Annotated in this window: 22 protein-coding genes and 5 tRNA genes; 6 read left to right on the forward strand and 21 right to left on the reverse strand. The window is 71.7% G+C overall.

What is annotated here, in order from left to right:
* Together VM324_01605 and VM324_01610 are read left to right on the forward strand one after the other, a co-directional pair.
* Nucleotides 1-363 (forward strand): protease inhibitor I42 family protein (locus VM324_01605; protein HVL97974.1); only part of this gene is annotated, 363 nt, incomplete at its 5' end.
* A 72-nt stretch (nucleotides 364-435) separates the two neighbouring features.
* The gene (locus VM324_01610; GenBank protein ID HVL97975.1) at nucleotides 436-1,812 is read left to right on the forward strand and encodes an FAD-dependent monooxygenase; all 1,377 of its coding nucleotides are present in this window, start codon (nucleotides 436-438) and stop codon (nucleotides 1,810-1,812) included.
* 198 nt (nucleotides 1,813-2,010) lie between these two features.
* Here VM324_01610 and VM324_01615 read toward each other — a convergent pair.
* From VM324_01615 to VM324_01675, 13 genes are all read right to left on the reverse strand, one after another.
* A tRNA-Leu gene (locus VM324_01615) sits at nucleotides 2,011-2,091 on the reverse strand.
* A gap of 86 nt (nucleotides 2,092-2,177) precedes the next feature.
* Nucleotides 2,178-2,918, reverse strand: a complete 741-nt coding sequence (locus tag VM324_01620) for an SOS response-associated peptidase (protein HVL97976.1) — start codon at nucleotides 2,916-2,918, stop codon at nucleotides 2,178-2,180.
* Complete coding sequence (locus VM324_01625) at nucleotides 2,879-4,150, reverse strand: amino acid permease (GenBank protein ID HVL97977.1); 1,272 nt, start codon at nucleotides 4,148-4,150, stop codon at nucleotides 2,879-2,881. Before VM324_01625 ends, VM324_01620 begins: the two co-directional genes overlap by 40 nt.
* Before the next feature lie 269 nt (nucleotides 4,151-4,419).
* A tRNA-Lys gene (locus VM324_01630) sits at nucleotides 4,420-4,494 on the reverse strand.
* 66 nt (nucleotides 4,495-4,560) lie between these two features.
* Nucleotides 4,561-4,634 (reverse strand) — tRNA-His (locus VM324_01635).
* A 41-nt stretch (nucleotides 4,635-4,675) separates the two neighbouring features.
* A tRNA-Arg gene (locus VM324_01640) sits at nucleotides 4,676-4,748 on the reverse strand.
* A gap of 52 nt (nucleotides 4,749-4,800) precedes the next feature.
* The gene (locus tag VM324_01645) at nucleotides 4,801-5,598 is read right to left on the reverse strand and encodes an ABC transporter permease (protein ID HVL97978.1); all 798 of its coding nucleotides are present in this window, start codon (nucleotides 5,596-5,598) and stop codon (nucleotides 4,801-4,803) included.
* Nucleotides 5,595-6,596 (reverse strand): ATP-binding cassette domain-containing protein, encoded by a 1,002-nt coding sequence (locus VM324_01650; protein ID HVL97979.1) that lies wholly within the window; start codon nucleotides 6,594-6,596, stop codon nucleotides 5,595-5,597. Before VM324_01650 ends, VM324_01645 begins: the two co-directional genes overlap by 4 nt.
* Nucleotides 6,597-6,716: 120 nt before the next feature.
* Nucleotides 6,717-7,058, reverse strand: coding sequence for a hypothetical protein (locus VM324_01655; GenBank protein HVL97980.1), 342 nt, complete (start codon nucleotides 7,056-7,058; stop codon nucleotides 6,717-6,719).
* Between the two features lie 87 nt (nucleotides 7,059-7,145).
* On the reverse strand, nucleotides 7,146-7,325 hold the full coding sequence (locus VM324_01660) for a hypothetical protein (GenBank protein HVL97981.1): 180 nt from the start codon (nucleotides 7,323-7,325) through the stop codon (nucleotides 7,146-7,148).
* Nucleotides 7,315-7,620 (reverse strand): hypothetical protein, encoded by a 306-nt coding sequence (locus VM324_01665; protein HVL97982.1) that lies wholly within the window; start codon nucleotides 7,618-7,620, stop codon nucleotides 7,315-7,317. Before VM324_01665 ends, VM324_01660 begins: the two co-directional genes overlap by 11 nt.
* On the reverse strand, nucleotides 7,617-8,072 hold the full coding sequence (locus VM324_01670; protein HVL97983.1) for a hypothetical protein: 456 nt from the start codon (nucleotides 8,070-8,072) through the stop codon (nucleotides 7,617-7,619). Before VM324_01670 ends, VM324_01665 begins: the two co-directional genes overlap by 4 nt.
* Complete coding sequence (locus tag VM324_01675) at nucleotides 8,069-9,184, reverse strand: ATP-dependent metallopeptidase FtsH/Yme1/Tma family protein (protein ID HVL97984.1); 1,116 nt, start codon at nucleotides 9,182-9,184, stop codon at nucleotides 8,069-8,071. Before VM324_01675 ends, VM324_01670 begins: the two co-directional genes overlap by 4 nt.
* A 312-nt stretch (nucleotides 9,185-9,496) precedes the next feature.
* Here VM324_01675 and VM324_01680 point away from each other — a divergent pair, with 312 nt between their 5' ends.
* Nucleotides 9,497-9,931 (forward strand): Hsp20/alpha crystallin family protein, encoded by a 435-nt coding sequence (locus VM324_01680; protein ID HVL97985.1) that lies wholly within the window; start codon nucleotides 9,497-9,499, stop codon nucleotides 9,929-9,931.
* A 174-nt stretch (nucleotides 9,932-10,105) separates the two neighbouring features.
* On the opposite strand, the gene VM324_01685 is transcribed toward VM324_01680, so the two are convergent.
* Nucleotides 10,106-10,393, reverse strand: a complete 288-nt coding sequence (locus tag VM324_01685) for a MerR family transcriptional regulator (GenBank protein ID HVL97986.1) — start codon at nucleotides 10,391-10,393, stop codon at nucleotides 10,106-10,108.
* 353 nt (nucleotides 10,394-10,746) lie between these two features.
* Between VM324_01685 and otsB the strand changes: the two genes are divergently transcribed.
* Nucleotides 10,747-12,417, forward strand: a complete 1,671-nt coding sequence (gene otsB / locus VM324_01690) for a trehalose-phosphatase (GenBank protein ID HVL97987.1) — start codon at nucleotides 10,747-10,749, stop codon at nucleotides 12,415-12,417.
* A 333-nt stretch (nucleotides 12,418-12,750) separates the two neighbouring features.
* Nucleotides 12,751-13,779, forward strand: coding sequence for a hypothetical protein (locus VM324_01695; protein HVL97988.1), 1,029 nt, complete (start codon nucleotides 12,751-12,753; stop codon nucleotides 13,777-13,779).
* Nucleotides 13,780-14,006: 227 nt separating this feature from the next.
* Here the strand turns inward: VM324_01695 and VM324_01700 are convergent.
* Nucleotides 14,007-14,080: transfer RNA gene (locus VM324_01700), tRNA-Gly, on the reverse strand.
* A 240-nt stretch (nucleotides 14,081-14,320) separates the two neighbouring features.
* Between VM324_01700 and VM324_01705 the strand changes: the two genes are divergently transcribed.
* On the forward strand, nucleotides 14,321-14,956 hold the full coding sequence (locus VM324_01705) for an HNH endonuclease signature motif containing protein (GenBank protein ID HVL97989.1): 636 nt from the start codon (nucleotides 14,321-14,323) through the stop codon (nucleotides 14,954-14,956).
* A gap of 184 nt (nucleotides 14,957-15,140) precedes the next feature.
* Here the strand turns inward: VM324_01705 and VM324_01710 are convergent, their stop codons facing one another.
* From VM324_01710 to hemC, 6 genes are all read right to left on the reverse strand, one after another.
* The gene (locus tag VM324_01710) at nucleotides 15,141-15,785 is read right to left on the reverse strand and encodes a hypothetical protein (GenBank protein ID HVL97990.1); all 645 of its coding nucleotides are present in this window, start codon (nucleotides 15,783-15,785) and stop codon (nucleotides 15,141-15,143) included.
* Nucleotides 15,786-15,810: 25 nt separating this feature from the next.
* Nucleotides 15,811-16,803, reverse strand: a complete 993-nt coding sequence (gene hemB, locus VM324_01715; protein HVL97991.1) for a porphobilinogen synthase — start codon at nucleotides 16,801-16,803, stop codon at nucleotides 15,811-15,813.
* A gap of 111 nt (nucleotides 16,804-16,914) precedes the next feature.
* Nucleotides 16,915-18,369 carry a hypothetical protein gene (locus tag VM324_01720; GenBank protein HVL97992.1) on the reverse strand — a complete coding sequence of 485 codons (1,455 nt, stop codon included), beginning with the start codon at nucleotides 18,367-18,369 and terminating at the stop codon, nucleotides 16,915-16,917.
* A 97-nt stretch (nucleotides 18,370-18,466) separates the two neighbouring features.
* The gene (locus VM324_01725) at nucleotides 18,467-19,861 is read right to left on the reverse strand and encodes a hypothetical protein (protein ID HVL97993.1); all 1,395 of its coding nucleotides are present in this window, start codon (nucleotides 19,859-19,861) and stop codon (nucleotides 18,467-18,469) included.
* A 260-nt stretch (nucleotides 19,862-20,121) separates the two neighbouring features.
* Entirely contained in the window at nucleotides 20,122-21,693 is a 1,572-nt protein-coding gene (cobA, locus tag VM324_01730) for a uroporphyrinogen-III C-methyltransferase (GenBank protein ID HVL97994.1), read from the reverse strand.
* Entirely contained in the window at nucleotides 21,690-22,676 is a 987-nt protein-coding gene (gene hemC / locus VM324_01735; protein ID HVL97995.1) for a hydroxymethylbilane synthase, read from the reverse strand. The genes cobA and hemC overlap by 4 nt, the downstream gene beginning before the upstream one ends.
* Nucleotides 22,677-22,687 lie beyond the last annotated feature (11 nt).

Raw genomic sequence — 22,687 nt, forward strand, 5'->3', positions numbered from 1 at the left:
GACGAGAGCGCGCCGCTGCCCGCGCACGCGCCTCAGCCGGCCGCGGTCCCGCCGGCGGACGAGCCGCCCGGCGCCGCCACCACCCGTTCCGATCAACCCATCGACGTCGCGCCCGGCGAAGAGTTCGAGCTCGACTTGCTCACCCGACCGCGGCCCAACCACATGTGGCACGTGGAGGTGGGCGGCGACGCCGTCGAGGTAACCGGTCAGCGTTTCGACGAGCAGCCTGACGGGCTGCACTACTGGGTGCGCGCGGTCGCGTCCGCCACAGGAACGGCCCGGGTCCGCTGCACCTACGCCAAGCCCTGGGGTTCCGAGGCACGCGACACGCATACGTTCACCGTGCACGTGCGGGAGGGCTGAGGGAGAGCGACTGCTTGACAGGGCAGGCGCCGAGAGGGGACGCTCCAGGTCGTCGGCGGGTGATGAGGGGTCATGACACACGGGGCGGGCAGCGCGCACGCGGTCGTCGTCGGCGCGAGCATGGCGGGGCTGGCCGTCGCCAAGGCGCTCTCGAGCGTGTACGGGCGCGTGACGGTGCTGGACCGCGACCGGGTGCCCGAGGGCGTCGCCCATCGCAGCGGCGTGCCGCAGGGACGCCATGCGCACGCGCTGCTCCCCGCGGGCGCGGACGCGCTCGAGGAGCTTTTCCCCGGCGTGCTGGACGACATGGTGGCTGACGGGGCGACGCGTGCCGACCCCGGAGCACGCGGACGCTGGTGTGTGAGCGGTCACCGGCTGGCACGCGGGCCACTGGGCCGCGACACGATCCTGGCGACCCGCCCGTTCATCGAGGCACACGTGCGCCGGCGGCTGCAGGAGCACCCGGCGGTGCGCATCCGCAGCCGATGCGACGTTCGCGGCCTCGTGGCGAGCACCGACCGACGCCGTGTGCTGGGCCTGCGGGTGCGGTCCCCGGACGACGGCGACGTCGAGAAGACGTTCGCCGCGGATCTCGTGGTGGACTGCTCGGGTCGTCGGTCGCGGACGCCGCAGTGGCTGGAAGGACTCGGCTACGCAGGTCCGCAGGTCGAGCAGCTCCACGTCGACCTGCGCTACGCGACGCGCCGCTACCACCTGCCTTCCGGGGCGCTCGACGACGACGTGGTGGTGTTCGTCGGCCCGACACCCGACGGCCCGCGAGGCGCGGTCATGATGCGGGTCGAGGGTGACCGGTGGCTCGTCACGCTGGCGGCGATGGGCGGCGAGCGACCTCCTGCAGACCCGGACGCCTACGAGTCTTTCGCCGCGCAGCTGCCCATGCACGACCTCGCCGATGCCCTGCGCCAGGGCGAGCCGCTCGACGACCCCGCGGAGTTCCGCTACCCCGCCAACACCCGCCACCGCTACGAGCGGGTCCGAGCCATGCCCGACGGTCTGCTGGTCGCCGGCGACGCGGTCTGCAGCTTCAATCCGATCTATGGACAGGGGATGACCGTGGCGGCGATGGAGGCGGTGGCTCTGCGGCGCCTGCTCGGTGCGGGCACGGCGCCGGACCCGCGAACCTGGTTCTCCACGACGGCGGACATCGTCAAGGTGCCGTGGGCGCTGGCGGTCGGCGCCGATCTCGGGATCCGCTGCATCAGGGGCCGGCGCACGCTGCGGATTCGCCTTGCGAACGCCTACATCGCCCGCTTCCACGCCGCCGCGGCGCACGACTCCGCGCTGGGTGTGCTGTTCGCCCAGGTCGCCGGCCTGGTCGAGCGCCCCCAGCGTCTGCTGTCGCCCAGCACCGTCACACGGGTCATCCGGGGAAACCTGCGGCACGCATCGGTAAGTGCAGGAGGCGCGCCCGTCGCCATCGTGCTGTAGACGCTGCCCGCCAGCTGACCGGCTGACCACAGGCCCCGGCCACATCCCCGGGTATCCGAGGGAAAGTGCGGGCCAGGCCGGCTTCGATTCACCCTTTGGCGCCCCTCCCGACCCGCCGGTTGCCCAAAGTCGCTCGGATGCAGGGTTTTGGGAGGGATGGCCGGGAACCCGCCCGGAACGGGAAGGCCGCGACCGGCGTGCGCGAGGGGGGATTCGAACCCCCACCCCCGAAGGGACCAGCACCTAAAGCTGGCGTGTCTGCCGTTCCACCACTCGCGCGTGGTGCCAGCATAGTTTGGTCGGGCGGGTTACGGCGATCCCGCCAGGCGAGGCAGGAGAGCTGCGCGGCGATCCGCTCCGTTGGGTCATCCGAGGCGCAGCTGCTCGGGCACGGGTTCGATCAGGCCGGGGTGGTTGTGGCCGACGCTGTTGACCTGCTGGCTCACGGCGTGCATGACGAGCGCGTCGTCCGGCGCCGGCAGCAGCAGGCGCGACAGGGCCCGAGGATCGGGGTGGTCGGGGTCCAGCCACTCGTCCCAGGCGGCGGCGGGGAGCATGACCGGGGCTCGGTCGTGCAGCGCGGAGACCGGCCGGGTGGCGACGGTGGTGAGGATGGCGCACGTCCGCAGGACCGGCCGCCAGGGGTCGCGTGGACGCGAGGTGGTCCACAGCCCGGCGAGGGCCAGGGGGCGGTCGTCGGGCGCGCGGATGAAGTACGGCACCTTCGTGCGGGCGGGCCCGGCCCGCCATTCGTAGAAGCCGTCGGCGGGGATGAGACAGCGCCGGCGCGCGAACGCGTCCCGGAAGGCCGGCTTCACCGCAGCCGTCTCCGCCCTGGCGTTGATGAGCCCGGGACCGGTCGTCGGGTCGTCCAGCCACGTCGGCAGCAGCCCCCAGCGCAACGCGACGAGCGTGCGCCGCCCGGCCTGCTCGACCGCGGCGTGCACCTCGTGGGTGGGGGCGACGTTGTAGGAAGGCGCAAGGTGATCGACGTCGCGCTTGTCGACGACGAGGAACCGGGCGAGTCCGTCCGCATCGGTGATGGCGACGAACCGGCCGCACACCGCTACGACCGCCCGTGGTGACGGGTTTGCCGGACCGTCCACACCACGGCGCCGGCGGCGAGCACGGCGACGCCGGCGACGACCGTCTGCAGGGGGAGGTTGAACGCCAGCAGACCGCAGCCGCCCACCCCCGCCGCCGCCAGCCAACGGGGCCAGCGCCGCTGTGAGGGCGAGAGGGTGAACGCGGACGCGTTGGCGATCCCGTAGTAGGTCAGGACGGCGAAGGAGCTGAAGCCGATCGCCTCCCGCAGGTCCACCGTCGCGGCCGCAGCTCCGACGAGGATGGCGACGGCGAGCTCGGCTCGGTGCGGCACTTTGAAGCGCGGATGGACGGCGGCGAACCAGCGGGGCAGGTCGCCGTTGCCCGCCATCGCGAAGGCGGTGCGGCTGATGCCGACGATGAGGCTCAGCAGCACCCCGAGTGACGCGATCGTGGCCCCGACCCGGACGACCGGTGCGAGCCGGCCGAGCGTTCCCGCGGTCACCGCCGCCGTCAAAGGCGCATCGGCCTCCGCCAGTGCGTCGGCGCCGGCGGCCGCCAGGGCTGCGGCGGCGACGAGGGCGTACACCACGAGGGTGATGCCCAGCGCGAGCGGGATGGCGCGCGGGATGGCGCGGGCCGGGTCGGCGACCTCCTCGCCGAGGGTGGCGATTCGCGCGTAGCCGGCGAAGGCGAAGAACAGCAGTCCGGCCGCCTCGAGGATGCCGCGCGGACCGGCCGCGAAGAGGTCCTCGGTGAGGCGCGCGGGCTGCGCGGCGCCCCCGGCCGTGGCGGCGACGACGACCGCGGCGAGGCTTGCCAGGACGAGGGCCACGATGATCCTGGTCAGCCCAGCCGTCTTCTGCACGCCCCGGTAGTTCACGGCGGTCAGCCCCACGACCGCGGCCACGGCCAGGGGGCGGGTGGCTTGCGGCGCGGCGTACGCGCCGAAGGTGAGCGCCATCGCCGCGCAGCTTGCCAGCTTCCCGACCACGAACCCCCAGCCGGCGAGGTAGCCCCAGAAGTCGCCCAGCCGTTTGCGGCCGTACACGTACGTGCCGCCGGACTCCGGGTAGATCGCCGCCAGCTGCGCCGACGACGTCGCGTTGCAGTACGCCACCGCGGCGGCCACGGCCAGCCCGATCAGCAGGCCGGCGCCGGCGGCCTGAGCGGCAGGCCCCACGGCCGCGAACACCCCCGCGCCGATCATCGCGCCGAGGCCGATCACCACCGCGTCGCCTGTGTCGAGCCGGCGCGCGAGGCGGCTGGGCTCGGGGTCTCCCGAAGCGCTCACGCCCGGCAGGCTAGCGTCCGCCTGTCACACCCCCATGGGAAGATCCGGCCATGGATTGAGGACAAGCGCCCTGGGGTCAAGACTTGCTCTCGCTGTGGGCTCGTCAAGGTTCAGGCGGAGTTCCCGTTGAAGAACCGTCTGTCGCCGGCTGTCGACCACGTCAGTGGCAAGAAGCTGTTCAACATCTCAGAGAAGGCCAGGTCGCCACGCCATCAAGCCGGGGAATGCTCCGTACCCTACGTCGTGACTCGTTCCGCCCGTCGTGAGAGTGCCCCCGGAAGGATTCGAACCTTCGACACACCGGTTAAGAGCCGGTTGCTCTAACCAGACTGAGCTACGGAGGCGTGCTGGCCAGCCTCGAAGTCTAGCCCGCTCGGGGGCCGATGCAACGAGGGCGGCCAACGCGCGGGGGTGACCGACGGGGATCGAACCCGCGACCTCCGCGACCACAACGCGGCGCTCTAACCAACTGAGCTACGGCCACCATGGGGCCACCGGAAACGGCGGCGACACATCACTATACCGTGCGCCCGGGAGGGGTCGAACCTCCGACCTTCGGATTAGAAGTCCGCTGCTCTATCCACTGAGCTACGGGCGCATCCGCGGGTCCAGAGTACCGAGACGAGCCGGCCGGAGTCGACGCGGTGGACTCACGTGCTGCGGCGGTAGCGGTACACCGCCAGTGGGACGAACAGGGCGAGGAAGCCCGCGCTCCAGGCAAGCGAGCCGAGAAGGGGACGCATGACCGGCCCGCCGAGCAGGAGGCCGCGCAACGCGTCGACGGTCATGGTGACCGGACTGATGGCGGCGAACCATTGCAGCCAGCCGGGCATCGTCTCGACGGGCACGAACGCCGAGCTTGCGAACACCAGCGGAAAGATCCAGACGAAGCTGCTGGCCTGTGCCGACTCCGGGTCACCGACGGTCATGCCGATGGTGGCCGAGATCCAGGAGAAGGCGAGGCCGAACCCGACCACCAGCGCCAGCGCGCCGAGGGCCTGGAGCCAGCCCGTGGCGATCCGGAATCCGATGAGATAGCCCACCGCCGTCATGAGCAGCAGGACGAAGGTGTTGCGGACGGTGTCGGCGAAGGTCCGGCCGGCCAACACGGCGGAACGCGCCATGGGCAGGGAGCGGAAGCGGTCCACCATCCCCTTGGAGAGGTCGTCCGCCAGGCCCACCCCCGTCTGGACGGCGCCGAACGTGACCGCCTGCACGAAGATGCCGGGCATGAGGAAGTCGATGTAGGAGACGCCCGGCACGTCGATCGCCCCGCCGAACACAAACGCGAACAGCAGCACGAACATGACCGGCTGAACCGTCGAGAAGACGAGCAGCTGCGGCAGGCGGACGTAGCGCAGGAGGTTGCGCCGGGTCATGGCAAGGGTGTCGGTGATCGCCCACAGCGCCCGACGGCGGCGGGCAGGCAGCCCCACAAGGCCCGTCATGCGTTGCTCTGCTCGGGGCTGCGGTGGCCGGGCCGAAGCGGAGACGCCGGCGCGGGCTCGGGCGCTTGGCCGGTCAGGGACAGGAACACGTCGTCGAGCGTCGGTCCTCGCACCGTGAGCTCGGCGATCTCCACCGCGGCGCCGTCAAGGCGACGAACGACCTCCGGCAGCACCCGCGCGCCGCTGTCGGTCGGCAGCAGCAGGGCACCGGTGTCGGGATCGCTCTGCGAGCAGCCGGTTCCCAGGCCGGCCAGGGCCTCGGCGCCGCGTGCGGTCTGGGCCGGATCGGCGAGGCGGATGTCCACGATGTCCCCGCCGACGCGGGCCTTCAGCTCGGCGGCGGTGCCCTCTGCGATGACGCGGCCGTGGTCGATGACGGCGATGTGGTCCGCGAGCCGGTCGGCCTCCTCCAGGTACTGCGTGGTGAGCAGCAGCGTGGTGCCGCCGGCGACGAGCTCGTTGATCGCGTCCCACAGCTCGATGCGGCTGCGCGGGTCGAGGCCGGTCGTGGGCTCGTCGAGGAACAGCACCTGGGGGCGGCCGACCAGGCTCGCGGCGAGGTCGAGGCGGCGACGCATCCCACCCGAATAGGTCTTCGCCGACCGGTCTGCCTCGTCGGCCAACGCGAAGCGCTCGAGCAGCTCACCCGAACGCTGACGCGCCTTGGCCGACCGGAGGTGGTAGAGGCGTCCGACCAGCTCGAGGTTCTCGCGACCCGTGAGGTTCTCGTCGACCGCCGCGTTCTGTCCGGCCAGGCCGATGAGCTCGCGGACGGCCGCGGCGTCGCGCACCACGTCGTAGCCCGCGACGGTGACACGACCGGCGTCCGGCCGCAGCAGGGTCGTCAGCACCCGCACGACGGTGGTCTTGCCGGCGCCGTTCGGGCCGAGCAGGCCCAGGACCGTGCCCGGCGGCACCGTGAAGTCCACGCCGTCCAGTGCGCGTACGGCCCCGAACGACTTGCGCAGGCCCTTGACCGCAACGGCGGCATCATCCACCCGACAGCTCCTTGCCTCGCCTGAGCAGCGCGACCGCGCCAGCTCCCCACGTCGCTACGCTATCGCCACACCGCAGAGCCTGACCGCCCGCACCGGCCGCCAGAGATGACGGCCGGGGATTCAACCCCGGCGGCGGTCGGGCAGGTACTCGTCGTCGTCGGCGGTTGGCAGCGTCTCCCACATCTCCGCTGCATGGCGGCGCGCGTCGTCGGCCACGGGTTCGGGCGTCGAGGGCAGCTCCGCCAGGAGGTCGAGGAGCGCGGCGATCGCCGTCGCTGGCAGCACCTCGAGCTCGGGCGTCTCCGCGGCCCGCCCGCGGTGGGGCACCGGCAAGCGCTCCTCGAGGTCGGCGGCGCGTTCCCGGGCTTCCTCGGCGACCGGCTGTGGTGTCGAGGGCAGGTCCGCCAGCATCGCCAGGAGGTTGGCGATCTCCCGGGCGGAACCGGGGCTGAGCGCGATCATCGGCCCGGCTCGCTCTTCGGTTGCCTGGTGGTGGATGACGACATCGTGCTGGTGGTGTGCCCCACCAGGGGCCGCCACACACACGGTCTAGGAGGTGTCCATCACCATGGCCTGGTTGATGAGCATGAGCGCCTCCTCCTTCTTGGCGCTGACTCCCATGACCTCCTGTGTCGAGCCGTCCGGCGTCTTCTCGACGGCGTCCCGCAGCTCGATGAGCTCGTCTTCCTCCATGGCGTCGAGGATGGAACGGAGCTTGTCACGGTCCACGGCAGCCCCTCGGTATGGCGCTCGTTGCTTCTTGGGAGCGCATCCTACCGTGTGGCCCCGGTCGCAGCACCGGTGCGCGGCCGGAGGCGGAACCGGGGCGCTGCCGGCCCACGAGCCCGTGGACGGCGTCACCGTCGACCGTCTCCTGGTCGAGCAGCAGCTCGGTGAGCCGGTCGAGCTCTGCGCGGTGGGCCGTGAACAGGTCCACGGCGCGCTCCTCGGCCTGTCGCAGCAGGCGCGCCAGCTCGGTGTCGATGACCCGCTGCGTCTCCTCCGCCCACGACCGCTGGGTCACCTCCTGCCCGCCAGGTACATCGGGCTCTGACCGCTGTAGCCGACCGGCCCCAGGACCGAGGAGAGGCCGAGCTCGCGCACCATGCGGGTGGCGAGCTGTGTCGCGCCGGCCAGGTCGTTGGCCGCCCCGGTCGACCCCTCGCCGAACACGACGAGCTCGGCGGCCCGCCCGCCGAGGCGGACGGCCAGTGAGTCGTGGAGGAAGCTCTCGCTGTAAAGGTGGCGCTCGTCCACGGGCAGCTGGTGGGTGACGCCCAGCGCCTGACCCGCGGGCAGGATCGTCACCTTGGCCACCGGATCGGCGTGCTCGCAGAGCGCCGACCAGCGCGTGGCCGGCCTCGTGCACGCCACGGCCCGCTTCTCGTCGGGAAGCAGGACGTTGGATCCCTCACGGCGCCCGATGATGATCCGGTCGCGCGCCTCGTCGAAGTCGATCGCGGGTGATGACCTCACGGTCGGCGCGGACGGTGAAGATTGCCGCCTCGTTGACGAGGTTGACGAGGTCCGCGCCCGAGAAGCCGGGGGTGGCGCGGGCCACGACGTCGAGGTCGACGTCGTCGGCGAGGGGCTTGCCGCGACAGTGCACCTCCAGGATCGCCCGGCGATCGCCTTGCGTGGGCAGAGGCACGGTCACCTGCCGGTCGAAACGGCCGGGGCGCAACAGCGCGGGGTCCAGCGACTCGGGGCGGTTGGTGGCGGCCAGCACCACGATGCCCTCCGCCGGGTCGAAACCCGTCTATCTCGGCCAGCAGCTGGTTGAGGGTCTGCTCCCGCTCGTCGTTGGAGATGGCCCCGCCCCCGCCGCTGCGCCGCTGCCCGATGGCGTCGATATCTTCGACGAAGATGATCGCCGGGGCGCGCTTGCGAGCTTTGGCGAACAGGTCGCGCACCCGCGCCGCGCCGACGCCGACGAGCATCTCCACGAAGCTCGAGCCGGTGACCGACAGGAACGGCACGTGCGCCTCGCCGGCGACCGCCCGTGCGAGCAGCGTCTTGCCGGTGCCCGGGGGCCCGACCATGAGGACGCCGCGCGGCGCGGTGGCCCCGGCGCGGCGGAAGCGGTCGGGTTCGCGCAGGAACTCGACGACCTCGGCGACCTCTCGCTTCACACCCTCGTGGCCGGCGACGTCGGCGAACGTGGTCTTCGGCCGCTCGCTGTCGAACTCCTTCGCGTTCGACCGGCCGAGGCCGGCCATGCCGGCGAGCTGCCCGCTGGCGCGCTTACCCAGGTAGATGAACAGTGCCAGCAGCAGGAGGAACGGCGCCAGCGAGAGCAGGATTCCTGCCAGGGTCAGACGCGGAGGCACCGCCTCGATCTCCACCCCACGCTCCTCCAGACGGGCCAGCAGCTCGTCGCCGCTCAGCTGCACGGGGATGGCGGTGGTGAAGGGGGTGCCGTCGGTGAGCTCGCCACGGGTGTCGCCCTCCGCGCCGATGGTGACCGTGGCCACGCGCCCCTCGTCGACCGCCGCCAGGAACTCGCTGTAGGAGAGCGCCATCCCCGGCTGTTCGACGCCGGGGCGAAACAGCAGGAGGAGGCTGAGCACCAGGCCGATGGGCAGCAGCCAGTCCCGCCACGCCGGCGGCGGCGGCGGTCCGGGACCCGTGGGCTTGTCGGCCTTCGGGGCCCGGAGCTGCCGGTGACGTCTCGTGGCGCCCGTGAAGGCTGTCGGACGCTTCCTGACGCACGTTCAAGTGCCCTCCTTCTTCCCGCTGTCCAGCTGTTCCGAAGGAGTGTTCCGGGCCGTGTAGGAAGGAAACCTCTGCTTATCGCGGAATATTTCCTGCCGGGACCGGGTACAAGGAGGGTGAGTCCCTCCGGAGCCACCGGAGGTGCGAGGAGAAGCAGCTCGACGTGCTACAGGAGGTGATGCGTGATGCTGATGCGCTACGACCCGTTCCGCGAAGTCGACCAGCTGCTGCGCCAGAGCTGGGGCGGCGGCCGGTTCGCCCACCTGCCGATCGACGCCTACCGGCGTGGTGACGAGTTCATCGCCGAGTTCGACCTGCCCGGGGTGGACCGCGACTCCATCGACGTGACCGTGGAGCGCGACGTCCTGCAGGTCACCGCTCAGCGCGCCGGCCGGTACGGTGATGAAGACGACGTCCTCATCGCCGAGCGGCCGCAGGGCACGGTGACGCGCCAGCTGTTCCTCGGTCAGGGGCTCGACACCGAGCACATCACCGCGTCGTACGACGAGGGGGTGCTCACCGTCGTGATGCCGGTGGCCGAGCAGGCCAAGCCGCACAAGATCCAGATCGGCTCGGGCGACGGCGGCCGCCAGGCCGTCGAGGCTGGCGCCACCAGCTAGCAGTCAGCAGCCGACAGGATCTTCCCCGCGCCACCCGGACCCCGCCTCGGGGGCCGGGTGGCTTCACCCTTTCGGGTGGCATTCGTCCTTGGCGGGGCCCCCTCGACCAGGCGATGGCCTGCGTATGGGGGTGGAGGCGGCGCGATCGGCGACTCAGGGACGCCCGTCGGCCCCTTATTCTTTGACCGACCGGAGCTCTTCCTCCAACGCAAGTATGCGCCGGATGCCCGCGGCGGAGATTCCCTCCTCCGACAGCTCGAGGATCCGAGCCAGGCGGGCGATGTCCCGACGGGAGTAGCGGCGCTGCCCGCCGTCGGAGCGGTTGGGCGCCACCATGTCGGGTTCGTCGTAGCGGCGGATGACCTGGACGCTCACGTGGAGCAGCTCCGCCACCACCCCAATGGGGTAGACGGGCGCGTCTTCGTCGTCCAGCCGCTGTTCCCACTCCATGACGTCGGCCATGCTAGTAAACCTCGGATAGCGCAACCAGCAAGTCTGCACTGACGGGTACAAGAAAACGTTCCCAGGACGGGCGACTGACACGCATGGGCCCTCCGGTGCACGGTTGTGGCCCGTAGCGGTCGGGTACCCGGCCGGCGGGTAAGGGCTGGGTGATGACGACGGCCTGCGCACGAGGTCGCTCACGCGGTGGTGGCCCGACGCAACGGCATCGAGGTCGACGGCATCACCCTGTGGCTGTTCGGCGGCGTCGCTCGCCTCGCAGGGGAAGCGGTCGAACCGGGTGCGGAGTTCCGCGTCGCCGCCGTGGGCCCCCTGGTCAGCATCGCGCTGAGCGGGATGTCCTCGGCCTCGCCATGGTCGCCGACGCGGTGGTCGTTCCGGATCTCGTCGTCGGTGTGCTCGGTTGGCTGGCCATCATCAACTTCGTGCTGGCCCTCTTCAACCTCGTACCAGCGGCGCCCCTCGACGGCGGGCGGATCCTGCGGGCCTTCCTCTGGCATCGCCGAGGCGACCGCATCGGCTCGGCTATCACCGCGGCACGCGCCGGCCGCACCTTCGGCTTCGTGCTCGTGGGGCTGGGGTTGCTCGAGTTCGTCGCCGGCGCGGGACTGGGTGGGCTCTGGCTCGTGCTGATCGGCTGGTTCCTCGTCAACGCGGCGGGCGCGGAGGAACAGCACGCCAAGGTCCGCGGAGCCCTTGGCGACGTCCGTGTCAGCCAGGTGATGTCACGTGATCCCGTCTTCGTCCCGGGCTCGCTGACCGTGCAGAAGCTCCTGGACCGTTACCTGTTCCGCTACCACTTCTCCGCGTTCCCCGTGGTTGACGAGATAGGACGACCCAGGGGGCTGGTGACGTTGAACCGCATCAAGCAGGTGCCGTGGGAGGAGCGGATGACGACGACCGTCGCTAACATCGCCTGCGCACCCGAGGAGATCCCGACCGCCCACCCCGACGACCCGGTTGCCGACCTGTTGCCGCGGCTGGCCGGTGGCCCGACGGCCAGCCGCTCGTGGTCGATGAGGGACGCGTCGTCGGCATCGTCTCGCCCACCGACGTCGCCCGCCTGCTCCAGATCGCCGAGCTTCGGGCACCTCACGACTCGGCCCGCATGTGACGTCATGGCCGGGTCTGGCATCCTTCGCGCCACAGTGACGCCGCGGCTTTCCCGGTCGCGGCCGCACGTCGCCGAAGGAGCGCATATGGTCACGATCCGCGACCTGCCGTCGGCGGTCGAGCGATCCGAGGAGCTCGCCGCGCGCCTCGCCGGCAAGACGGCGGCGGTGTTCCTCGACTACGACGGCACCCTCACCCCCATCGTGGAGGACGCGCGTGAGGCCACCCTGGCGGAGGCCACGCGCGAGGCGATCCGCAACCTCGCGGCCGTGGCGCCGGTGGCCATCGTGAGCGGACGAGACCTCGCCGATGTCCGCGAGATGGTCGCCGTGGAGGGGATCGCCTACGCGGGCAGTCACGGGTTCGACATCTTGGGGCCCGATGGCGACCGTCACGAACGCGCTGCCGACGCACTTCCCGCGCTCGACCGCGCTCACCACCGTCTCGATGAGGCACTCGCGGACATCCCGGGGGCCTCGGTCGAGCGCAAGAAGTTCGCCGTCGCGGTGCACTTCCGGCGCGCCGACCCCGAGCAGCTCGGTCGGATCGAGCAAGCGGTGGACGAGGTCGCCGCAGCGGTCTCGGGCCTGCGCAAGACCGGGGGCAAGAAGATCTTCGAGCTGCGCCCCGACGTCGAGTGGCACAAGGGCAAGGCCCTGCTGTGGCTCCTGGTGACCCTCGACCTTGACCGACCCGACGTCGTCCCCGTGTACGTCGGCGACGACGTGACCGACGAGGACGCCTTCGCCGCCATCGCCGAGCGCGGCATCGGCATCATCGTGCGCGGCGAGGACGATCACCGTGAGACCGCCGCCCACTACAGCCTGCGCGACCCGGATGAGGTGCGCAGCCTTTTGATGGAGAGCGCTGCCGCGATCAAGGCGCCGGACGGCTCCCCCCGTCACCGATAATTGGTGGAACTAGCAAATCCGGGGTGAGGAAAGACGCTAACCCAAAGGCAACGAGTTAAGGCTACAGGGGTGACACGCGTGCATCGTTGGCTGCACGAGAGACTCAGTAAGTGTGCGCTAGACGCACACGGTCCAGCCTGGTAACACTGGATTCTCCACGAGACAAGCCCGGTGGCTTCCGTGCGATGAGCGCTGTGATGGGGCGGCCGAGGCCGGCGGCGCCACCCCTATGCCCGGGCGCCACGTTCGAGTCTTGCTTTCGTGTGGGAAGGGGGTTACCTTCTGTGGCAACCGACAAGGCTGCTCGACCCTCAACGAAACTGGAGACCAAAGATGCGCCGTTCGATTGTGGCCTTGGCCGCGGGTATCCTTCTGCTCGCCCTGGCGGTTCCCGCGCTGGCGCAGGACCCGACCGATCCGCAAGACCCCTATCCGCCCGTGCCGGCGCCGACGTGCGCTCTGGTGATCGAGGTCGTCACCCTGCCCGGCATCATCAGCCTCCAGGGCAGCAACTGGGAGCCGAACTCGACGGTGGAGATCGTCATCCTCGGTCTGGTCTACGAGGTCCAGACCGACGAGGACGGCAACTTCCGGGAGGACATCCTCATCAGCGAGGAAGACCTCCTGCTCAACCTTCCCGACGACATCAACCTGGAGGAGCTGCTCGAGCTGACGATCGAGTGCCGCGGCACCGATCAGGCTGGGGAGCCGCGTTCGGTCTTCCTGACAATCCAGGTCCGGATCACCTTGGTGGACGGCGTGGATCCTGATCCGGATGCCCCCACCTGTTTCGGCGTGATCACTCTCGTGGATACGCAGCCCCTGCTGTCCTGGCAGGGCGCAGGATGGGAGCCCGGCTCCACGGTGCTGGTGACGCCCGCGCTGGTCGCTTGGGAAGCCGTCGTCGGCGACGACGGCACGTTCGCCGAAGAAGTCGTCGTGGCCGGAGACGAGCTGATCAACCTCTTCGATGACATACAGGCCGGCCTGCTGGAGTGCGAGGGCACGGACGCTGATGGTCAGGACCGCGTGGTTCCTCTGACGCTGGAGATCGACCCCACGCTGCTGGAGGATCTCGGCTTGCCCCCGCTGCTGCCTGAAGGCGGGGGGACCGACAGCAACGGGTTGATTTCGAGCCTGCTCGGCACCGGCGGCGACGCCGTCATCCAGCTGCCCCCGTCACCGTTGAGCACGCGCCTCCTCTCGGCGGAGGCGCAGCCGGTGGACTGGGACCCGCGGACGAACGGTGCCACCTTCGTCGCCCTGCTCGCCATGCTCCTGATCATGATCGGCGGTGCGGACTTCCTGGTGTGGAGCCGCAAGCACAATGACGTAACCCTGCCGGACGGGCAGAACGGGTAGTTCGGCGACGCGCTTGCGGTAGGGAGGCCATTCGGCCTCCCTCCCGCAGTTTTCAGCCTCTTCGAGCCCAACACCGTTACGGTTCTGCGTGGGCCAGCCGCGCTTGCCGCGAAGTGGACGCTTTTGGTCGTAGCTGGAATAAAGGATATACGAGGACTGACCCGAAGTGTCCAGTGCATGAAAACTGCCACTCCGGTGGGCGGTGGCTGTGCCGGTGCGAACTCCTGTGGAGCGGGCGAAGGGAATCGAACCCTCATCACCAGCTTGGAAGGCTGGGGCTCTGCCATTGAGCTACGCCCGCGGCCAGGAAAGTGTAGCCATCGTCCACGCGCGCCGGCCCGCGGGAGGCGCGGCGGCGGCGTACCCGAGGGCGCCTGCGAGCGTGCGGATCCTGGCGTCGAGGGGCGTCGAGGGGCGTCGAGGGGCGGCGGGCGAGCGGGCCGGAAACCCCGCGGATGCGCGGGCATTTTCAACGGGCCCTGCCACCACGCGGGGCGGACCCCGGTCCGCCGGATTCCCGCGGATGTGCGGCGATCTTGGGGTGCGGAGGGCGCGCCGGCCGGCACAGGACCGAGGGCCGGCGGCGCCCGGCGCGCTCCAACCTTCCGGGGCGGTCGGCGACGAGGCCCTGGCGGCCTCCGCCGTCAGTTTGCAGCGGGCGGAGACGCGGGTGGCCGCGGAGCGGTTGCGGCGCATCGGCGAGCTGGACGCCCGCAAGGCCTTCCTCGGCAGGGCGACGTCGACGGCGGACTGGCTTGCGCCCAAGCTGGGCCTGTCACGCGGCCAGGCCAAAGGCCGAGGTCGGACGCCGCCGGGGCGCTCGAGCGTCTGCCCCGCCGGGGAGGTGTGCGAGGTGGTCGTGGACGACCGCGGCCGTCCGTTGAAGGTCAGCGAGAACGGCCGGCCCACCCTGCGCCAACGCCGCGCGGTCATCGCCCGCGACCGCTCCTGCATCGGCTGCGGGGCGCCCGCCAGCCGCTGCCAGGTCCACCACGTCGTGTGGCAACGCCACCGGGGCGCCACCGTCGTGGGCAACCTGGTGCTGGTCTGCTACGCCTGCCACCACGCCATCCACCACGACGGGTGGACCGTCACCCAACAACCCCCAGGGCGCTACCGCATCCGGCGCACCCCCAACAACCCCGCCCGCACCGGCAGACTGCGACATACCACCTGACCCCCACCCCGGCCCTGCCGCCGGGGACACAGCCCTGCCCGCGGACCCATGGCCGGGGAACACCAGGAAACACCCTGCCCGCAGCCCACACGGTCGGGGAACACCCATGCCCGCGGACCCGGCGCCACCCCGCCGGGCTGCCCGACGGCGCACCCACGGGGGTCGGGGCGCAGGAGCCCGGCGGTCACGTCCACCCCGGCGGGCGGGTGCGGCGAGCGACGGTGCCGTCCCACTCGTCGAGGGGTGCGCAGTGCCAGTACCAGCTCCCGTCGAGGCGCGCCCGCCCCGGCAGCGCCGTGCGGCCGTTCGCCCACCGCAGGACAGCCCAGGGGTCGGTCGCAGGAGCGGGCGCCGCCGCGCCGGCCCGAGGCGCCCACGGGAAGAGCCGGGCGAGGACTCTGGCGCAGAGGTCGGCGGGCGGTGCGAAGGCGACGCCGAGTCCGCTGGCGATGTCGTCGGTGTGGATGAGCGTCTCGTCGCAGCCCATGGCGAGGAAACCCTCCGCGTCGGCCATGCCCGCCGGGTGGTAGCCGCGGGTGCCCGCCGGCACGCCGCGGGCGACGGCGGCGAGCACCGCCGAGGCGGAGTCAACGGTCGTGAGCAGCCGCGACACGGACGCGGTGCCGTCACCAGAGCGTGGGAACGGCCGGTCCTCCCCGGCGACGGCGAGATCGACGCTGTAGAAGAGCAGCGCGTCGACGATGTGGTCCAGCGTGCGCCGGCAGTCCCAGGTCAGCTCGCCGGCCACCACGCCCCAGTCCGCGTCGAGCGCCGGCTCGAGGGTCTGCCTGCACACCTCGGCGGCGAGCCGCAGGTCGTCGGGGGTCACCGGTTGTCTCACGGTGCGCGGGAGGTCAGCTCGACAGGCGGCGGGCCATCCAGCCGGCGGCGTAGGTGATGACGATGTCGGCGCCCGCCCGGCGGATGGAGCGCAGCGTCTCCTCCATGATGCGGTCCCCGTCGATCCAGCCCCGCTCCGCGGCGGCGTGGACCATCGCGTACTCCCCGGAGACGTGATAGGCGGCGAGGGGCAATCGGGTGGCCTCCTTCACCCGCCAGACGAGGTCGAGGTAGGGCACGGCCGGCTTGACGAGGAGCACGTCGGCGCCCTCGGCCGCGTCGGTGAGCGCCTCACGGACACCCTCGTCGCCGTTGGCCGGGTCGAGCTGGTAGCCGGCGCGGTCCCCGAACGACGGGGCACACTCCGCCGCGTCGCGGAACGGCCCGTAGAACGCGGAGGCGTACTTCGTGCAGTAGCTCATGATGCCGGTCTTCTCCGCGTAGCCGGCGTCGTCGAGGGCTGCCCGGATCCCCGCCACCTGGCCGTCCATCATTCCCGATGGTGCGACGAGGTCGGCGCCGGCCTCGGCCTGGCTGACGGCCGCACGCGCGTAGGCGGCGACCGCGGCGTCGTTGTCGACGCTGCCGTCGGAGCGCACCGGCCCGCAGTGGCCGTGGTCGGTGTACTCGTCGAGGCAGGTGTCGGCGAGCAGCACGATTTCGTCACCGTGGTCGTCACGGAGCGCGCGAAGGGCCCGCTGCACGATCCCGTCGGGCTCCCATGCCGCCGTTCCCTCGGCGTCCTTGCTCGCCGGCACGCCGAACAGCAGCCAGCTCGTCACCCCGGCGGCCCGCAGCTTCTTGGCCTCCGTCCGCAAGCTCTCGAGAGTGTGCTGGACGACGCCCGGAAGGGACGCCACCGGCTGGGCGTCGCTGATGCCCTCCTTGACGAACAGCGGCGCGACCAGCTGCTCGGGGGCGAGCCGGGTCTCGCAACCGAGGTCGCGCAACGCCGCGGTCCGGCGGAGCCGCCGGGGCCGGCCGGCGGGGAAGGGGGCGGGTCGCATCCCTGCGAGGATAGACGCGCTGGGACGGCGCACCGGAGCCCGCCGGAGCGCGCCACCGACCCGGGTTTTCCGCACCGGATCGGTGGCGCGCCACCCGGCCGTCACGTGCGGCTATCGACGCCTCGGGCCAGGAAGGGAGAACTCCTGCGTCTGCGGGTTCAGGTGCGGCAGGCGGATCTCCCCCGCCATCACCGGGTCGCTGACGCGGAAGACGTTCAGGCCGGACTGGATCTCCGACTCGTAGACGAAGCCGTTGTACCAGTACGTCGACCACGCCCCGCCGAGGTTGGCCGGCGTGATCGGGTCCGGGTCGGAGAACGCCACGACGCGCGGGTTCGCCGGGTCGGTGAACTCGACCACCCACGTCCCGGCCTGGTAGTGCCCGCCGACCGCGACGTAGCGGCCACTGCGCAGCGGGACGATGTTGTAGTTGTGGACGGTGCAGTTCTCCCCCTCGCCGTCCTGCGGGCGCGGGAGGACCCACTGGCCGAGCTTCTCGCCGGTGTTGGCGTCGTAGAAGAACTTGCTCTTGTAGATGTCGGCGTCCTCGGAGCGGCAACGCGGATCCGCGCCGCCGCCCGGCTCCCAACCGAGGACGAGCACCCGCCCGTCCCAGGTGAACGTGGCGGAGTGCCAGCGGCCGCCGATGCCGACCTTGTTACCCAGGTCGTCCTCCTCCTCGACGTTGTAGAGCCACCGCGGCGCCGTCAACGAGCCGCCGCGCGGGCCCCCGACGGAGAAGACGTTCGCGGCGTGGCCGCTCGCGCAGGCGAGCAGGTTCACGTCGCCGAGGATGAGCCCGGCGTCGTGGCAGCCGTTGTTGCTGCCGAGGGAACCCGGCATGAGCGGGACGTACCCGATGTGGCGGGCGCCCGCCGGATTGGCGAGGGGCACTTCGATGATGTCCATCGCGTCGCACACGGGCCGGCCGCCGCCCGAGGAGTTGTTGCTGTAGACGATGAGCCGGTTGCCCGCCGGGTCGGGCGTGCCGGTCACGGTGTGCGAGCCGCAGCCGTCCGCGGTGCCGCGCTGCGCCGCGCCCGCCTGACTGAACTCGACCGCCGCGACCAGCGCCGGCCTCGCCGGGTTGCTGATGTCGAACACGTGCACGCCCTCGAACCCCACGGGCACGGGCTGCCCGAGGCACATGCGCCCCGCCGGCGCGGGCGAGTTCCAGGAGCGCACGACGATGTGCTCCCAGACGTAGACGTCGCCCTGGTCGCCGTTGCAGCGAGGATGGCTCACGAGCTTGGGGTTGCCGGGCGCGGACACATCGACGATCCGGAAGCCGTCGTAGTTGCCGTGGATCGCGTACTTGCCCCAGAACGCGATGTCGGAGCTGATCTGGCGCTGGGCGGCGGGCACGCCGAAGAACTGCGCGGGGTGCGGGCTGTGGCCGAGGGCGTGGATGTTCCTCGTGCTCTCCCGCGCGGTGTAGCTGCCGGCCTCTCCGGGCGGGTCGTCGTGGTCGTGGTCGTCGTCGGGATGCGCGCCGGCGGGTACGGGCAGGGCGAGCAGGGACAGTGCTGCGAGCAGCACGAGGATGCGGCGAGCAGTGCCCATCATGTCACGGCCTTTCTCGGTACGAGGGAGCGCCACGGGCCGGGGCCACTCACGGTGGTCCCGGCCCGGACGAGGTGCGATGCCATCGGTCCCAGCGCGGTCAGCGCAGAACGGACTCCTGGGTCTGCGGGTTCAGGTAGGGCAGCTTGCGGGCACCCGCGCGTGCCTGGTCGCTGAGGAGGAAGGTGTCCACGCCCCGGAGGATGTCGTTGGCGTAGATGAAGCCGTTGTACCAGTAGCTCGACCAGGCGCTGCCGCCGTGGGGACGGTAGAAGCCGATCTCGGCAGCGGCCTCGCTCGCACCCGCGACGAGGCGGTCGACGTCGATGACCGTCGTCCCTCCCGTGTAGGCCGAGGACACGAGGACGTTGCGGCCCCGCAGCGGGATGAAGTTGAAGTTGTGCATCGTGCAGGTCCCGGCCTCGGAGCGCGGGATCTTGTAGTTGGCGAGCAGATCGCCGGTCTGGGTGTCGAAGAACCAGATACGGCCCTGAAGGTCCGTGGGGTCCACGCAGCGGGGCTGGCCGCCGCCGCCTGACTCGTCGCCGAACGCGACGATCGAGCCGTCCCAGCTGAACGTCGCGGAGTGCCAGAGGTCGATCTTTGCGGGGTCGACCACGGGGTGGTCGAAGCGCCACAGCAGCGTCGGGCTGAAGGGGTCGGAGATGTCCCACAGCTGCGCCTCGCTCATGCACGCACCGGCGGCGAGGTTCAGCTCGACGAAGACGCTGATGTCGTGGCAGGCCTTGAAGGAGAACGTCGTGTTCTGCAGCGGGTAGGTGGCGCTGGCCGTGCCCGGGTCGAGGTACGCCTTGCTCACGGTCGCCTGGGTCGGGTTGGCGAGCGGCACGTTGATGACCGACACGAACCCGTGCCCGCCACCGTCCTCGGCGCGAACGCAGTTGGGGCCCTGTGCGGCGTTGCCGAGCGGGTAGGACGACACGTACACGAGGACCCGCCCGTTCGCGGGGTCGGGGTACAGCGTGTGGGTGTGCGACCCGCAGTCGGTCGGGACCGACGCGAGATGCACCGGCCTCCGCGGGTTGGAGACGTCGAAGATGCGAACACCCTCGAACATGCCCGGGGTGGCCGCCGTGATGCCCACGCCGGTGCTGTCGCACCCGCCGTGGCTCTGCGGGGCGTCGACCGACTGGAACAACAGGCCGCCGTACACCGACACGTCGCTCTGCGCGCCGTTGCAGCGAAAGTCGGTGATGACCTTCGGGTTCGCCGGTGAGGCGATGTTGATGACGCGGAAGCCCTGGTAGTTGCCCGCATAGGCGAGGTTGCCGGCGAAGGCGAGGTCGGACTGCGTGGTCGTGCCCTCGGCTTTGGCCACGTTCGACAGGAGCTTCATGTTCTTGCTGTGCACGTCGGGCCCCTGCGAGCCAGGTCCAGCATGGTCCTCGTCGTCGTGGGCGCCGGCCGGGACGGCGCCGGCGAGCAGCGACAGCAGGAGTGCGAGCAGCAGGAACACCGACCAGACGCGACGCATGGCACGACCTCCCGGACAAGACCGCGCTCATGAAGACTGCCCGCAGACGGCGCCTTCCGACGCGCGGCACCCCAATTCGATCCAACCCGCGGAGCCGCTGCCGCAATCGCCCCGTTCGAGGGAAAGCGGTCCGACCCCGATCACCAACGTCCCCGCGCTCCCCCTTGCGAGCGCACCGCCCAAGTCCTTGCCCCTGGGCCGCCGAAAACGCTACTCCCGGTTCAGGCGCCCGACAAGGGTGAAATCCGAGGCGACCCAGCTCATGCGCGCCGGGATCCAGCCGCAGCGACGACCGCGCCGACAAGACCGTCGAGGTCGTGGGGGTCGGCCTCGGCGTCAACGGGCAGGCCGAGCTCGCGGCAGGTCGCCGAGGTCACCGGCCCGATGGAGGCGATGCGCAGGGACGGGTCCGGCGGCTCGCCGAGCAGCGTCACGAAGTTGCGCACGGTGGACGAGGAGGCGAAGGCGGCGACGTCGACGTCACCGGCGGTCAGGCGCGCACGCACGGCGGGCGCGAGCTCGGCGACCGGTACGGTCCGGTAGGCCTCGACTTCGGTCGTCTCCCATCCCGCCGCCGCGAGCGCCTCGGTGAGCGTCGGCGTGGCGAGGTCCGCGCGCGCGAGCAGCACCCGCGCGGGCCTGTGATCCTCCACGAACGCGTCGGCGAGACCCCGGGTGGTGTAGCGCTCGGGCACGAGATCGGCGCGCAGGCCGTGCGCGGCGAGCGCCTCGCCGGTGCCCGGTCCCACGGCGGCGATGCGCACCCGCGCGAGCAGCCGCGCGTCGGCCCCGAGTTTCGTCACCTGCTCCCACACGGCCTCGACGCCGTTGGCCGAGGTGAGCGCCAGCCAGTCGAACCCGCCCTCCGCGACCCGCCAGAGGCATTCCTGCAGGCGGTCGGGGTCGCGGGCGGGCGCGATGGCGATGGTGGGCGCCTCGACGGGTTCGGCGCCGAGCGCGCGCAACCGCTCGGACAGCGCCGAGGCCTGATGGCGCGTGCGGGGCACGAGCACCGACACCCCCTGAAGGGGTCGGCGGTGGCGGACCCAGGCCGCCTCGCCCTCGTACCAAGCGATGTCCTCCCGCAGGGCGACGACGTCGCCGACGACGACGATCGCGGGATTGCTGAACGCCGCAGCCGCGGCGCGCTCGGCGATGTCCGCGAGGGTTGCCGTGAGCGTCCGCTGGCGAGCCGTCGTCCCCCAGCGCACAAGCGCGACCGGCGTCGCGGGGGGCTTGCCGGCCGCCACGAGCGCGGCGGCGATCTCACCAAGCCGCCGCATCCCCATGTAGAACAACAACGTGCCGGGGAAGGCGGCAAGCGCGGCGTAGTCGACCTGGGAACCAGGCTTGGTGGGATCCTCGTGGCCGGTCACGACCGCGAACGCCGGCGCGACGCCCCGGTGGGTCACCGGGATTCCGGCGTAGGCGGGAGCCGCAACGCCGGCGGTCACTGCGGGGACCACCTCGAACGGCACCCCGGCGGCCACACAGGCCTGCGCCTCTTCGGAGCCGCGCCCCAGCACGAACGGGTCGCCGCCCTTGAGGCGCACGACGGCCTGCCCGGCCAGGGCCCGCTCGACGAGCAGGGCGTTGATCTCGTCCTGGGTCATCGCGTGGCGGTCGGGGAGCTTGCCGACGTCGACCAGGGCGCAGTCCTCGGCGCAGAGGCCGAGCGCTTCAGCGGGCGCGAGCCGGTCGTAGGCCACGACCGTGGCGGTCGCGAGCAGCCGTGCGGCCCGCAGCCCGATGAGCCCGGGGTCCCCCGGTCCGCCTCCGACGAGGTGGACGGTCCCGCGGGCTGCCGGCGGCCCCCCGAACGGCCACGTCACGGGCGAGCGCCGGGGTGCGCGTCGCGCGTCGCCGCGATCACGTCGAGCATCGCCGCGCCGCCCGACGCGATCATCTGGCCGGCGAGCGCCACGCCGAGCTCCTCGGGACGCTCGGCGGGACCGCGGTGGGACCGCCGGAGCACCTCGCCGCTGACCGGGTCGGCGAGCATGCCGGCCAGGTGGAGGAGCCCGTCGGACCGGAGCGTCGCGAGCGCGCCGACGGGCGCGAGGCAGCCGCCGCCGAGGTGGGACAGAAAGGACCGCTCGGCGCGCACGCCCCGGCGGGAGGCGTCGTCGTCGATGTGGGCGCAGGCCGCGAGCGCGTCGCTGTCGCCGGCGCGGCACTCGACGGCGAGCGCGCCCTGGGCCGCGGCGGGCAGCACCTGCCCCGCCTCGAGCGCCACGGCCTTCAGCGGCAGGCCGAGGGCACCGACGCCCCCCTCCTGCTCGGGCACGTAGAGCCGGCGCATGCCGGCGAAAGCGACGACGACCGCGTCGAGCTCGCCGTCGGCGACCTTGCGCAGTCGCGTGTCGAGGTTGCCGCGCACCGGTCGCACCCGCAGTCGGGGGCGCGCACGGAGCAGCTGCGAGCGGCGGCGTTGCGAGCTCGTGCCGACCGTCGCGCCGGCCGGCAGCTCGCCGAGGTCGTGGCCGTGGCGGGTGACGAGCACGTCGCGGGGGTCCTCGCGGGCGGGCACCGCGGCGATCGTGAGGCCGTCCACCGGCGTGCTCGGCAGGTCCTTGTAGGAGTGGACCGCGAGGTCGACCTCGCCGGCCAGCAGGGCCGCCCTGATCGTGTCGACGAAGAGCCCCTTGACGTCGAACTCGCCGATGGCCCGCTCCGGCGACAGGTCACCGCTCGTGGCCATCGGGACGAGCGTGAACGCGAGACCGCTGCGCCCGGCGAGGAGGCGACCGGTCTGGTAGGCCTGCGCCCGCGCGAGGGCCGAGCGCCGCGTCGCGATGCGGAGCGTGAACGCCAGGGCTTCCTACC

The sequence above is a fragment of the Egibacteraceae bacterium genome, assembly GCA_035540635.1.
Taxonomy (GTDB): domain Bacteria; phylum Actinomycetota; class Nitriliruptoria; order Euzebyales; family Egibacteraceae; genus DATLGH01.